The sequence below is a fragment of the Mycobacterium sp. genome (genome assembly GCF_019247635.1).
Taxonomy (GTDB): Bacteria; Actinomycetota; Actinomycetes; order Mycobacteriales; family Mycobacteriaceae; genus Mycobacterium.
Map to the genome: position 1 here is coordinate 22,661 of NZ_JAFBAR010000081.1, position 12,430 is coordinate 35,090.

A 12,430-nucleotide genomic window follows, 5' to 3' on the forward strand; every position below is an offset into this window, starting at 1 on the left:
GTTTAGCAGTGGTCAGCTTGCCCTAGCCGACGGCCTGCTCAACTCAAAACGATTGCCATCGACGTCGCAGAACCAGATGAACTCATTATTCGCACTCCGGCGGATTTCGCTGACCGCAACCCCCCTTCCGACCAAAGCGCGCCGCACAGGCTGTAGATCTGCGTTCAGCACAGCCACCACATAGCTGTTGTTGTCATCGTCCTTCACTGAACGCGCCGCACCGGGCGGCATCTGCCATAACGACACAACCGAACCGGCGGTCGCAAACGAGGGGAACGGATGATCCGACCCGTCCGCGCCGATGTGAATTGGAGCCAGCCTAAGCTTGTCCCGATACCAACTAACCGAAACCCCGACGTCGCGCACCCGCAACACGGTCGCGACCATCGATGCGTCATCAAAGATGCATGACGTCATTTGCCCACCCTAGTGTCAAATCGACTCACCAACCCAAACCCGCTCAGTAGCATAGCTTTCCGACGATGTAAGCAGATCGCATAATCATTCAGCCCGTCTTATCGGCTCTGGCTAGCCGTTGAGCAGCCGTTCGCCGATTACCCGTTGTTCGCGCAGCTCGGCCAGCTCGTTGCTGGATAGTCCAAGGGCACCTAGCACCTCGTCGTTGTGTTGGCCAAGCGTCGGCGGCGCCGTGCGGTGATGGCGCACAGGCCCGGGGCTGACCCGAAAGGGCCAACCTGGAAACCTTTGTCGACCCGATATCGGATGCTCGAGGTCTTCGTAAAAGTCTCGCGCGTCGAGCTGGTCGATGTCATACATCCGGTCTGCAGTAAGCAGTCGTGCGGCAGGCACACCACGGCTGCGAAAAGTGTCAGCCACTTCTTCCGGCGCCCGCCCACTAGTCCATTGGGTTAGCACCTCATCCAGCGCATCGTGGTTTTGCAAACGTAGCGCCTGTGATGCGAACCGGATATCACTACTCAGTTCGGTGCGGCCGATCAGGTCTGTGACGGCCGTCCAGTCGGCATCATCGCGAACCGAGATGGCCACCCACTCGTCGTCAGCATTCGTGGGATAGACGCCCTGTGCGTAGGCGCGGTGCCGATTCCCCTCACGCGCGCGCACGCGATTGGTCAACGAGAACTCAATGACCGGCTCTGCCGTCACCGCAGCGCCAACCTCGATCTGCGCGACCTCGATCAGCTGTCCCTCACCGGTAGACCGCCTGTGCTCGAGCGCTGCCAGCAACGCGACGCAGGCGTGCACGCCGGCAATCGGATCCGCGGGCCCCTGCAGATTGCACGGTGGGCCGTCGGGGTAACCGGTCGCGGCCGACATACCCGACACCTGTTCGATGTTCAGCGCCCAACCGACGTAGTCACGCCACGGGCCCGCTAAGCCAAATCCGGGCATCCGCACCATGATGACGTCGGGGTTGATGTCGACGATGGAGTCGTAGTCCAGCCCGAACTGCTCAACCACGCGCGGCGAGAAGTTCTCCACCACCACGTCGGCTTCGGCGGCCAGCCGCAGCGCCAGCTCGCGGCCGGCGGCAGAGGTGAGGTCCAGCGTGATGTCACGTTTGTTGAGATTGGTTCCCTGCCAAAGCGGCCCACGTTCGTACCAGTCGTCACCCTGACGCAGTAACGCGCCCGAGTAGCGATGCCCGTCGGGACGCTGAATGGATTCGACCTTGATCACGTCAGCCCCGAACGCGCCCAGGTAGCACGTCAGATATGCGCCGGCCCAAAAAGTGCTCAAGTCGAACACCTTCAGTCCGGCGAACGGCAAAGAGACGTCAAGCACATCGTTCTCCACGCGGCGCGCGCCGCGCTCACTCCACGTGGTCTGCGCGCCTGGTTGGACGCCAGGAGCGGGAAGTGGCGGCGGTACCGGTGTTTTCGAAAACCGGAATGGCGCTCCCGGTCTGGCGAATCGCCATGCGTCAGTGGCTGTCTCGATGAAAAATCCTCGCTCAGCGTACTGCGGACTGCCCAGGATGGTGTCGCCTTCGGTGACCGGTGCCGCGGGTATTCGCATGGCCTGGCTCAACTCGACCAACTCCGCAACCGACATCGAATCGAGAAAGGGCTGGGCCTTGGCGAAAAACTCGTCGCGTTCGGGCCCGCCGAGCATGATCGCGAGCTGATGTTCGCCGAACTCGGGCAACCCGACCATTGCGCACACGTCCAGCCAGTGTTGGCCGGTCAGGCAGTTGATCCCGATCCAGCCATCGGCGGCATGTACGATACCCAGCATCGGTGCCGCTTTGGAATTAGTCGGCAGGCCAAGGGTTTTCAGCCGTTCAGCCATCAGCATGGGGTAGGGCAATGTCGACAGCAGCGACTCGAACATCGAGACGTCCACCTCGACAGGCCGGTTCGTTCCGGCGGCCGCGATTCGCAGTGCCGTTAACACGCCGAGGGCCGCATAGGCGCCGGCGACGTACTCGGGGATCCGGGCGCCGGCCTGCACCGGCGTCCGGCCGGGCTCACGCACGTTGACCCAACCCGCCGCCGCCTGCAGAGTTAGCGGAGTCGTCACCCGGTCGCGCAGCGGCCCTTCTTGACCGAAGCTCGAGATACGAACCACAACAAGACTCGGGTTGATCCGCTCGAGGCTGTCCGCGTCCAGACCCCACTCCCAGCGCTCAGCCGTGCCCACCGGCAGGTTTTCGACAAGCACATCCGCCTGGGAGATCATTTCGTGGAGAGCGGCAATATCGCTTTGATGTGCCGGATCACATGTGGCGCCACGCTTTCCGGCATTCAAATATTCGAACAACCCACTTCGCTCCGGATCAGGAAGTGCCGACGGGAACGGTCCCCATCGGCGCAGCGGGTCGCCGGATGGTGGCTCGACCTTGCACACGTCGGCGCCAAGGTCGACGAGCAGTTTCGTGCAGTACGGTGCCGCGATCTCGCCGCCGACCTCGACGACACGCAGCCCCGCTAGCGAACCGCTCACGCGGGTAACCCGATGGCTTTGGGCTCCATGTAGGCCCGCAGCCCCATCACACCACCCTCCCGCCCGATGCCGCTCTGCCCGAAGCCGCCGAACGGCGCATCGCCGGGAATCGTGCCGTTAATCGACACCTGTCCGGTCCTGATCCGGCGGGCGATGGCCAAGGCGCGGTCGACGTCGTTGCCCCACACCGCGCCACCGAGTCCGTAGGCCGAGTTGTTGGCGATGGCCACCGCGTCGTCGTCGTCGCGGTACCGCAACACGGTCAGCACGGGACCGAACACCTCCTCCTGGGCGATGTATGAATCGGCCGACGCGTCCGTGAGTATCGTTGGCTCGAAATAGAAGCCGCTGCTGAGATCTTTCGGTCGGGCTCCCCCGGCCACCACGGTTGCACCGTCGGCTTCAGCGCGCTTGACGAATCCCTCGACGCGGTCCAGGTGCTCGCGGCTGATCAACGGTCCCATGGTGACTGCCGAGTCGACGGGATCGCCGATCACTACTCCGCGGGACAGCCCGGCGAGCCGGTCCACCACCTCGCCGTAGATCGCATCGGGCAACAACAGCCTGCTGTTGAGGATGCAGGCCTGACCGGCGTGCATCGTGCATCCCTCGAACAGCAACCGCTGCAACAATTCGTCGCTGACGTCGACGTCGGGTAGCAGAATGGTCGCCGATTTGCCCCCGCATTCCAGCAAAACGCGCTTCATCGTGGTCGCTGCGCCCGCCATCACATCGCGGCCGACGGCCGAGCTGCCGGTGAAGCTGACCATGTCGACCCTGGGATCCAGCGTCAGGGTCCTGCTGGCCTCGACGCTGGTCGGCGTGACTACGTTGACGACACCCGCCGGGATGTCCGTCTCCTCGTCGATGAGCCGAGCCAGAGCGAGCCCCGCTAGCGGCGTCAGCGGTGACGGCTTGAGCACCAAGGTATTTCCTGCCGCCAGCGCCGCGCCCAGCTTCATGACGTTGAGTGTGTGCGGGAAGTTCCACGGCGTCATGGCCGCCACCACACCCAGCGGTTCGTAGCGCAACAGCGTGGTGCCCGCTGCACCCCACGCGTCCATCGGCGCCTCGGCGGGCTCCGTGGCGAGTTCGGCTGAGCGACCGACCATGAACGCCGGACCCTCGACGTGAATCACTCGCTCGTTTGCTGAACAACCCCACTCGGCCTGCGCGAGGGCGTAGATCTCTTCGCTCCTGGCCAGCAGCGCATCGCTGAGCTGTTGCAGGCATCGGGCGCGTTCCGCTGGCTCGGCCGTGGGCCACGGGCCCGTGTCGAAAGCGGACCTCGCAGCCGCGACCGCCTGCCGGACCTGCGCCACGCTCGCGTCCGGGGCTGTCTCGATCACCGCCTCGGTGGCGGGATTGACGACGTCGTAGCGCCCGCTGTCCGGGTCGGTCCATTGGCCGCCGATGTAGTGCCCATAAGCGTCGAGGAGCGAACGCGACCCACCCATCCCATGCCTGCCTTCCTGACTGCCTGATCGTGGCGCGGCGCGAACGACACCATCATGAGAACATACATATCCAGACTGTGTGTACACCGGCGGCCATGAGAGCGTCAACGGGCAATTAGCTTTACGTTTTTGCTACCGGTGGCGATTGACAGCCATGTCGAGCTTACGGTAGACAGCTTGTAAATGGACATTCTTGCCTAATCTGTCCGAACAGCTCAGCGCCGAGGAAAGGCATGCGGTGCCCACTACTACTGTTCCCTTGCACTCACCGGACTTCTACGCCGGCGATCCCTACCCGATCTACCGGGAACTACGCAACACAACGCCCGTCGTGTGGAACGACGTCACCAACTTCTGGGCGCTGCTGAAGTACGAGGACGTCCGCTACGTTTCGGGCCATCCGCTGACTTTCTCGTCAATGAAGGGCATCTCGATCCCGGATCCCGCCCAGCCTGAACCCGTTCAGGAGGGAAATCTGATCTTCACCGATCCCCCGCGCCACCGGCAGCTTCGCAAGCTCATCAACTCTGGCTTCACCCGCCGCCAGGTGCAGTTGCTGGAGCCCAAGGTGCGTCAGATCGTGGAGGGCATCGTGGACGGTATCGACGCGTCGCGGCAGTGCGAATTCGCGGCGGAGATCGCCGCGCCGCTTCCCACCCGGATCATCGCCGAGATGCTCGGCGCCCCGCCCGAAGACTGGGAGCAATTCCGCGCATGGTCGGACGCGGCGGTTGGCACTGCCGACCCGGACATCGAACTGGACTCGGTGGTCGCTCTCGGCGAACTGTACGAGTACTTCACCAAGCTCATCGCCGCACGGCGCTCCGGCGAGGTCAGCGGTCAGGACGACCTGCTAAGCATCCTGGCCACCGCGGAGGTCGACGGTGAGCAGCTCACCGACGCCGATCTGCTCAACTTCTCCTTCTTGCTGTTGGTAGCCGGCAACGAAACCACGCGCAACCTCATCGCATTGGGCACCCTGGCGCTGATCGACCACCCCGACCAGTTCGCGCTGCTGCGCTCTAACCCGTCGCTGCTGCCCAGCGCGGTCGAGGAAATGCTGCGGTTCACCAGCCCGGTCACCCACATGGCCCGCTGCGCCACCGAGGACGTCGAGATCCGCGGCCAGCAGATCAAGGCCGGCGACACCGTGGTCATGCTCTACGGCGCCGCCAACCGCGACGAAGAGATCTTCGGGCCCACCTGCGAAGAGTTCGACATCACTCGTAACCCCAACCCGCACATCGCATTCGGGGCCGGTGAACACGCCTGCCTTGGTGCGCAACTCGCCCGGCTGGAGGCCAGGGTGATGTTCGAGGTACTGCTTGGTGCCTACCCGACGATCGAGCTCACCGGGGACGTGTCACGACTTCGCGCCACCATGGTGCCCGGGGTGAAACGCATGCCGATTCGCCTAGGAGCAGGCAACTGATGGACTTCGACTACACACCCGAACAGGAACAGCTCCGAAACGACTACCGGGCCCGCCTCAAGGCGGTGATGACACCGGAGCGCCGTGCTGCCGTTGCGAACCCCGCCGAGGGAGGCGCCGCAGTGAACGAGTGCAGGCGCGCTCTCGGCGATGCCGGGCTGCTCGGCGTCGCCTGGCCGGTTGAATACGGTGGCGGCGGGTTGACCGCCCTCGAGCAATACATCTTCTCGGAGGAAGCTCGCAGGGTCAACGCCCCGCTGCCGATGATCACCCTGAATACGGTGGGCCCCACGCTCATTCAGTACGGCACCGAGGAGCAGCGGACCACGTTCCTCCCCGCGATTCTCAAGGGCACCGTTGACTTCGCGATCGGCTACTCGGAGCCCGGCGCCGGCAGCGACCTCGCGTCGCTGCGTACCACAGCGGTACGCGACGGCGACGAGTTCGTCATCAACGGTTCGAAGATGTTCACCAGCGGCGCCGAGTTCGCCGACTACATCTGGCTGGCGGCGCGCACCGATCCGACTGCCAAGAAGCACAAGGGAATCACCCTGTTCATCGTGCCGACTGACTCGCCTGGGTTCTCCTGGAAGCCCCTGCACACCATGCCGGGCGTGTCCACGTACTACACGTTCTACGATGACGTCCGGGTACCCGAAAACGCCATCGTGCTTGGCGAGAACCAGGGGTGGACGCTGGTGACGAACCAGCTCAACCTGGAACGTGCCGCCCTCGGCAACCTCGCCGCTCTGGCGCCGCTCTTCAGCAAAACGCTCAAATGGGCGTCGACGACACCGCTCGACGACGGCATGGTCATCGACCAGCCCTGGGTACAGCAGGCCCTGGCCCGGGTGGAAGCACAGGTCGCCGCCTACCGGCTGCTGAACCTCCGCGTGAACGCGACGATGAGCTCTGGCGCACTCGGGATGGGCGAAGCCTCCGCGGCAAAGGTATTCGGCACCGAGCTCACCCAACAGGTTGCCCGTGAATTGCTCGAAGTCGTGGGACAGGCCGGTGTGCGCAAGGACTCGGCGGCTCCGCTCAAGGGCGAGCTGGAGAGCGCATACCGCATGGCGGTCATCAACACATTTGGCGGCGGAGCCAACGAGCTCCAACGCGACATCATCGCTATGGCCGGTCTCGGGATGCCGCGCGCACCCCGGGACATGCGGGCCAGCGCATCGGAGAAAGGAAGCTCCAACCCGTGACCGAGACTACGAAGGACGAACTTCGCGACCGCCTCGATGCGCTCATCGGCCAACCCATCAGTTCCGGACAGCCGGTCAAGGCGCCAGATCCGGTGAATGCGGCGATGATTCGGCACTGGGCGTACGCATTGGACGATATGAACCCGGCATATCTGGATCCGGAGTTCGGCGCCTCCTCCCGTTACGGCGGCCTCGTCTCACCCCCTGTCATGCTGCAGTCATGGACGATGGCGCCCCCCAAGCTGGCGGGCATTCACGAGCGCGGCGGTGTTCCGGTCGAGCTGAAAGAGAACCCGCTGCAGTTTCTCACCGACGCCGGCTACACCGGCACCGTGGCCACCAACTCCGAGTTCGAACTCGAGCGGTACCCGCGGGTTGGTGACGAGATCACCGCCGAAACGGTGTTCGAGACGATCTCCGACGAAAAGAAAACGGCGATGGGGCACGGCTACTTCGTCACCTGGATCACGACCTACCGCGATCAGGACGGTGAAGTGATCGGGCGCCAACGGTTCCGCACATTGCGATTCAAGACAGGAAGCTGATGGCCACCAGACTCGCCCCATCGGTCAGTCCGGACACCGAGTTCTTCTGGTCGGCCCTCAAGGACCACAAGCTGCTGATCCAGCGGTGCGCCGACTGCCAGACGTTGCGGGTGCCACCGCGCCCCATGTGCGGAAACTGCCAGTCGCTCAACTGGGATTCCGTCGAATCAACCGGGCACGGAACGGTTTACAGCTTCGTGATGCCGCAGTATCCGCCGCTGCCGTTCCTCCACTACCCCTATGTGGTGGCACTGATCGAGCTCGACGAAGGCGTGCGCATCGTGTCGAACCTGTGCGATATCGAACCCGCGGCCATCGAGGTCGGGCTGCCGGTCGAGGTCTTCTACGAGAAGTTCGAAGCCATCCCGAGCGGGGAAGAGCTGGTGCTGCACCAGTTCCGGCCCGCGCGCTAACAGACGAGGCATCAAGCGAGCATGGACTTTTCTTTCACCGAAGAACAAGAGACCGTCGGCAAGGTGGCCCGCCAGCTCTTCGAGCACCGCGCCACGGCTGAACATCTCACCGACCTGGAATCGGGCGAGGTCCGCTATGACCAAGCGCTGTGGCTTGAGCTGGCTTCGTCGGACTTGCTGGGTATCGCGCTACCCGAGTCCGTCGGCGGCAGCGGCGGTGGCTTCTTGGAACTCGGCGTGCTGCTTGCCGAGGTCGGTTGGAGCGTTGCGCCGGTCCCCGTCTACGCGACGCTCGTGCTCGGCGCGGATACGATTGCGCGGCACGGTGACTCGGCGACCCAGCAGCGGTATCTGCCGAAGGTGGTGGACGGCAGCACGATCCTGACGGCCGCACTGGCCGAACAGAGCAACTCCGACCCGACCGCGCCACGCACCACCGCACGCCCCGATGGCGACACCTGGATCCTGGACGGCAGCAAGGAACTCGTGCCCGCAGCGCAGCTTGCGGACGCCATCGTGGTTTCGGCCCAGGCCGACGACGGCCCGAACCTGTTCATCGTCGAAACGGCAACCGACGGCGTCATCGTCAGGCCGGCAAGCACCACCAACGGCGAGCCCTACGCCGACGTCGAACTCGCCGGCGCCGTCGGACACCGGCTCAGCGGTACCGATGGTGCGGATGCGGTCGGTTCGCTCCACACCAGGGCGCTGGTAGGGCTGAGCGCCATTCAGGTCGGCGTGGCCGAACGCGCGCTGAAGATCGCCGCTTCCTACACCAGCGAACGTGAGCAGTTCGGCCGGCCGATCGGCTCATTCCAGGCCGTACAGCAACGGTTGGCCGATGCGTTCATCGACGTCGAGGCGATTCGCTGGACCACCTGGCACGCGGCGTGGCTGATCGCCGAGGGCCGAAACGCGATCCGCGAGGCGGCCATCGCCAAGTTTTGGGCGGCTGAAGCCGGAGCGCGTGTCGTCGCGTCAGCCCAGCAGGTACACGGCGGCATGGGAATCGACATCACCTACCCGCTGCACCGATATTTCTTGTGGGCCAAGCAGATCGAGCTCTCGCTCGGCTCGGCCGCCCAACAGCTCGCCCGGCTCGGGGCCACATACCCGGAAGGAAGCAAATGACCTCCACCGTCGACCGCAAAACCACGCTGGCATGGGATTCCATCAAGGTGGGTGACGAAGTCACCCCACTGGACGTTCCAGTGACCACCACGTTGATCGTCGCGGGTGCCATCGCATCCCGTGACTACATGCCGGTACACCACGACCGCGATTTTGCCAATTCCCAAGGCTCCAAAGACATCTTCTTGAATATCCTGACGACCAACGGGCTGTGCGTGAAATTCCTCCATGACTGGGCAGGCCCCGAGGCGATGATCAAGAAGCTGTCCATTCGTCTCGGCGTACCGGCATATCCGAATGATCCGATGCGCTTCACAGGATCCGTCACGGACAAATCGTCGGCCGACGGTGACGGACTGGTCGAGGTCACCTTCAAGGGCACCAACAGTCTCGGCGACCACGTCTCGGGAACCGCAGTGCTGAGCCTGCTCGAAGGTGTCGATGCATGAGCGACGGCTCGGGTGGGATTGGCGGCAAGGCCGCTCTCGTCGGGATCGGCCAAACCGAGTTCTCCAAGGAATCCGGCCGCAGTGAGATGCAACTCGCCTGCGAGGCGGTCAAAGCCGCGATCGAGGACGCCGGGCTGCGGCCCGCCGACATCGACGGCATGGTCACCTTCAGCGTCGACGACAACGAAGAGATCGAGGTCGCCCGCAACGTCGGAATCCGGGACCTGACATTTTTCACCAGGGTCCCGCATGGCGGTGGGGCGGCCGCGGGGACTGTGCTGCAGGCCGCGATGGCGGTCGCAACAGGGGTAGCGGAGGCGGTGGTGTGCTATCGCGCGTTCAACGAGCGGTCCGGTTTCCGGTTCGGCGGCGCAGGACGCCAGGCGGGCGTGACACCGCTGTGGATGGCACCCTATGCACCGTTCGGCTTCATGACGCCGGCCGCCTGGGTCGCGTTGCATGCTCAGCGCTACATGACGACATACGGCGTCACAAATGCCGATTTCGGCAAGATTTCCGTGATCGACCGCAAGCACGCCGCGAAGAACCCCGATGCCTGGTTCTATGAGAAGCCGATAACCCTTGACCAGCACCAGCAATCGCGATGGATCATCGAACCGGTGCTGAGGCTGCTCGACTGCTGTCAGGAAAGCGACGGCGGCGTTGCGATGGTGGTGACGAGTGTCAAGCGAGCCCGAGACCTGGCCAAGCCGCCCGCTGTCATCACAGCGGCGGCCCAGGGTGCCGCCTATGACGGCGAGGTGATGACAAGTTACTACCGCGAGGAGATCACGGGCCTGCCCGAAATGGGTGTCGTCGGCGACAAGCTTTGGCGGGATTCCGGTTTGAAGCCGCAGGATATTTCGACGGCATTCCTCTACGACCACTTCACGCCCTTCGTCTTCACTCAACTCGAGGAACTGGGGTTCTGCGGTCGCGGCGAAGCCAAGGACTTCGTCTCGATCGACGAGTTGTCGCTGGGCGGCCGTATGCCGATCAACACCAACGGCGGGCTACTCGGCGAGGCCTACATCCACGGCATGAACGGCATCACCGAGGGTGTCCGTCAGGTGCGCGGCACGTCCCACAACCAGGTGGACAACGTCGAACACGTGCTCGTCACATCAGGCACCGGCGTTCCGACGAGCGGTTTGATCCTCGCGCCCGATCACTGAGTACGGAAAGCGAGGGGCCACATGACGCAAGCCACTGCGGTCGACACCCGCACGGTGCTCATCTCGGCCGCCTTCGCCTGCTTTCGCACCCAAGGATTGCGGAAGACGACGATCGTCGACATCGCGCGCGCCGCGGAGGTGTCCCGAAGCACGTTCTACGAGTACTTCCGGGACAAGGAGACCATCCTTGAGGCCTGCGCGGAGGCGGCGTCACAGAGCTTCTATCGCAAGCTGGCCAAGGCGATCGACCGCGGCGGCACCACCCTGGAGGACAAGCTGGTCCGGGCGGGCGTTTTCGTCACCCAGGCCCGACGAATGGTGGAGCACGAGTCGTATTTCGACGAAGAAGAAGTCGACCTGATGTTGACCAAGAATGCTGCGACGTTCCTGCAGGAATGCGGCGAGTTTTTTGCGCCTTATTTCTTGGCCGCGAGGCTGACCGGCGAGGTGCGCAGTGACCTCGGCATCCACTCGGCAACCGAGTGGTTCGCGCGAATGTTGTTCTCGCTGTTCACAACTCCGTCGCCCAACCTCGACATGGACGACGATGGCGTGGTGGCCGACTTCGTCCGCGCATATGTCGTGCGGGGATTCGTGGATGACCGGATTAAGAGGCGCTAGTCGCTGGCGGGCAACGGCTTTGTTGCCTTGACGCTCAGCGGCGCGGCACCGACCGTCAGGGTGCCCGCCCCAGGTCTGGTCACCAACACCTCTGACCCCGCCGCATCGACGTAGCGCTTCCCCACCACACTGCCGTCGGCCAGGTGCGGATCCAGGGTCGCCGCTGGATCGATGTCGGCGTCGAGCGGCACCATGGCCGCTCCGCCGCACCGTAGGTCGGCGAGGCCGGCGGTAGCTTTCACGACGATCACCTGCGTGTCGCACACCTGACTCTGCAGCCGCATGCCGGACTTCATCTCGTCTCCCTACTGGTCAGCCGACGCCAGCGTCAACTGGTGTCGTCACCCTCTGACGCCACCCCATTAGCTGCGATTATGGACATTCTCAATAATGAAAGGGATCATTATCTCGTATGTTCTCATATCCGAGTCGCCGCGTCGTCGTCGGGCATTTGCAGGAGCGTCACCGTCCACGCCAGACGATCGCGCCGACCGAGTAGGGAGTGGATGCCGATGGCTGCGGAATCTGGGACGGAGGGGGATGGGGCTGAAACCCGTCGTCGGCGACCTACTGCAGATGGGGCGTTTCCATGCAGGTTGACGGTGGTGGGTGTCGATGCCGCCGACGTCGTGACCGCGGCGGGCGGGCTCGTATTCGATGCGGTGCGCGCAGGGTGGGCGGTCGATCTCTACCTGGAGACTGCCGACGACCAACGGGCCCTCCAGATCCTTGGTGCGTCCGGACGCCCGCTGTCTGACGGGTTCGGCTGTGAGGCGGACTGGCCCAGCGCTATCTTCCTGGCCGCGGATCTGCACCGCCGACACAGCGGGGTCCGAAGCTTTGTGCGGGATGCGGACCGTCGCGAGCGCACGGATGTGGCGATCTGGGGTGAAGACTGCCCGTCGGACCTGGCGACCGGCGCGCGCATCGAGCACAAGCTCAGCCACGCCGCCGCAGCATTCAAGCGCCACGCCCTAGACGCGGCTGGATTGACACCACAGCTCACCCAGACCGAGCCATTTCGCAGCCGGGGCCGTCGGCCACCCACCGTGCCATCGCCGGCGCGGCCATGAT

13 protein-coding genes are annotated in these 12,430 nt (G+C 64.2%); 9 read left to right on the top strand and 4 right to left on the bottom strand.

Annotation, left to right across the window (positions count from 1 at the left end; genetic code table 11):
• Window positions 1-12: 12 nt before the first annotated feature.
• From JO236_RS12545 to JO236_RS12555, 3 genes are all read right to left on the bottom strand, one after another.
• On the bottom strand, window positions 13-417 hold the full coding sequence (locus JO236_RS12545; protein ID WP_293330199.1) for a VOC family protein: 405 nt from the start codon (window positions 415-417) through the stop codon (window positions 13-15).
• Between the two features lie 111 nt (window positions 418-528).
• Window positions 529-2,925 (bottom strand): CaiB/BaiF CoA transferase family protein, encoded by a 2,397-nt coding sequence (locus tag JO236_RS12550; RefSeq protein WP_293330202.1) that lies wholly within the window; start codon window positions 2,923-2,925, stop codon window positions 529-531.
• Complete coding sequence (locus JO236_RS12555) at window positions 2,922-4,382, bottom strand: aldehyde dehydrogenase family protein (RefSeq protein WP_293330205.1); 1,461 nt, start codon at window positions 4,380-4,382, stop codon at window positions 2,922-2,924. The genes JO236_RS12550 and JO236_RS12555 overlap by 4 nt, the downstream gene beginning before the upstream one ends.
• 259 nt (window positions 4,383-4,641) lie before the next feature.
• On the opposite strand from JO236_RS12555, the gene JO236_RS12560 reads away from it, so the two are divergent.
• From JO236_RS12560 to JO236_RS12595, 8 genes are read left to right on the top strand one after another with little or no spacing between them, the layout of a single operon-like run.
• The gene (locus JO236_RS12560) at window positions 4,642-5,814 is read left to right on the top strand and encodes a cytochrome P450 (RefSeq protein ID WP_293330336.1); all 1,173 of its coding nucleotides are present in this window, start codon (window positions 4,642-4,644) and stop codon (window positions 5,812-5,814) included.
• Window positions 5,814-7,022: an acyl-CoA dehydrogenase family protein gene (locus JO236_RS12565; RefSeq protein WP_293330208.1), complete on the top strand. Its 1,209-nt coding sequence runs from the start codon at window positions 5,814-5,816 to the stop codon at window positions 7,020-7,022. The genes JO236_RS12560 and JO236_RS12565 overlap by 1 nt, the downstream gene beginning before the upstream one ends.
• A complete protein-coding gene (locus JO236_RS12570; protein WP_293330211.1) occupies window positions 7,019-7,567 on the top strand; it encodes an FAS1-like dehydratase domain-containing protein in 549 nt (182 codons plus the stop codon). Before JO236_RS12565 ends, JO236_RS12570 begins: the two co-directional genes overlap by 4 nt.
• On the top strand, window positions 7,567-7,980 hold the full coding sequence (locus JO236_RS12575) for a Zn-ribbon domain-containing OB-fold protein (protein WP_293330214.1): 414 nt from the start codon (window positions 7,567-7,569) through the stop codon (window positions 7,978-7,980). The genes JO236_RS12570 and JO236_RS12575 overlap by 1 nt, the downstream gene beginning before the upstream one ends.
• Before the next feature lie 21 nt (window positions 7,981-8,001).
• On the top strand, window positions 8,002-9,111 hold the full coding sequence (locus JO236_RS12580; RefSeq protein WP_293330217.1) for an acyl-CoA dehydrogenase family protein: 1,110 nt from the start codon (window positions 8,002-8,004) through the stop codon (window positions 9,109-9,111).
• The gene (locus JO236_RS12585) at window positions 9,108-9,560 is read left to right on the top strand and encodes a MaoC family dehydratase (RefSeq protein ID WP_293330222.1); all 453 of its coding nucleotides are present in this window, start codon (window positions 9,108-9,110) and stop codon (window positions 9,558-9,560) included. The genes JO236_RS12580 and JO236_RS12585 overlap by 4 nt, the downstream gene beginning before the upstream one ends.
• A complete protein-coding gene (locus JO236_RS12590; RefSeq protein ID WP_293330225.1) occupies window positions 9,557-10,735 on the top strand; it encodes a lipid-transfer protein in 1,179 nt (392 codons plus the stop codon). Before JO236_RS12585 ends, JO236_RS12590 begins: the two co-directional genes overlap by 4 nt.
• Window positions 10,736-10,756: 21 nt before the next feature.
• The gene (locus tag JO236_RS12595; RefSeq protein WP_293330228.1) at window positions 10,757-11,356 is read left to right on the top strand and encodes a TetR/AcrR family transcriptional regulator; all 600 of its coding nucleotides are present in this window, start codon (window positions 10,757-10,759) and stop codon (window positions 11,354-11,356) included.
• Here the strand turns inward: JO236_RS12595 and JO236_RS12600 are convergent.
• On the bottom strand, window positions 11,353-11,652 hold the full coding sequence (locus tag JO236_RS12600; RefSeq protein WP_293330230.1) for a hypothetical protein: 300 nt from the start codon (window positions 11,650-11,652) through the stop codon (window positions 11,353-11,355). The genes JO236_RS12595 and JO236_RS12600 overlap by 4 nt on opposite strands.
• Before the next feature lie 309 nt (window positions 11,653-11,961).
• Between JO236_RS12600 and JO236_RS12605 the strand changes: the two genes are divergently transcribed.
• Window positions 11,962-12,429 (top strand): hypothetical protein, encoded by a 468-nt coding sequence (locus JO236_RS12605; RefSeq protein WP_293330233.1) that lies wholly within the window; start codon window positions 11,962-11,964, stop codon window positions 12,427-12,429.
• Window position 12,430 lies beyond the last annotated feature (1 nt).

Coding starts and splice junctions, on each gene's coding strand:
- JO236_RS12600 (WP_293330230.1), bottom strand. CDS start 11,652: ATGAAGTCCGGCATGCGGCTGCAGAGTCAGGTGTGCGACACGCAGGTG.
- JO236_RS12585 (WP_293330222.1), top strand. CDS start 9,108: ATGACCTCCACCGTCGACCGCAAAACCACGCTGGCATGGGATTCCATC.
- JO236_RS12590 (WP_293330225.1), top strand. CDS start 9,557: ATGAGCGACGGCTCGGGTGGGATTGGCGGCAAGGCCGCTCTCGTCGGG.
- JO236_RS12595 (WP_293330228.1), top strand. CDS start 10,757: ATGACGCAAGCCACTGCGGTCGACACCCGCACGGTGCTCATCTCGGCC.
- JO236_RS12545 (WP_293330199.1), bottom strand. CDS start 417: ATGACGTCATGCATCTTTGATGACGCATCGATGGTCGCGACCGTGTTG.
- JO236_RS12565 (WP_293330208.1), top strand. CDS start 5,814: ATGGACTTCGACTACACACCCGAACAGGAACAGCTCCGAAACGACTAC.
- JO236_RS12575 (WP_293330214.1), top strand. CDS start 7,567: ATGGCCACCAGACTCGCCCCATCGGTCAGTCCGGACACCGAGTTCTTC.
- JO236_RS12580 (WP_293330217.1), top strand. CDS start 8,002: ATGGACTTTTCTTTCACCGAAGAACAAGAGACCGTCGGCAAGGTGGCC.
- JO236_RS12555 (WP_293330205.1), bottom strand. CDS start 4,382: ATGGGTGGGTCGCGTTCGCTCCTCGACGCTTATGGGCACTACATCGGC.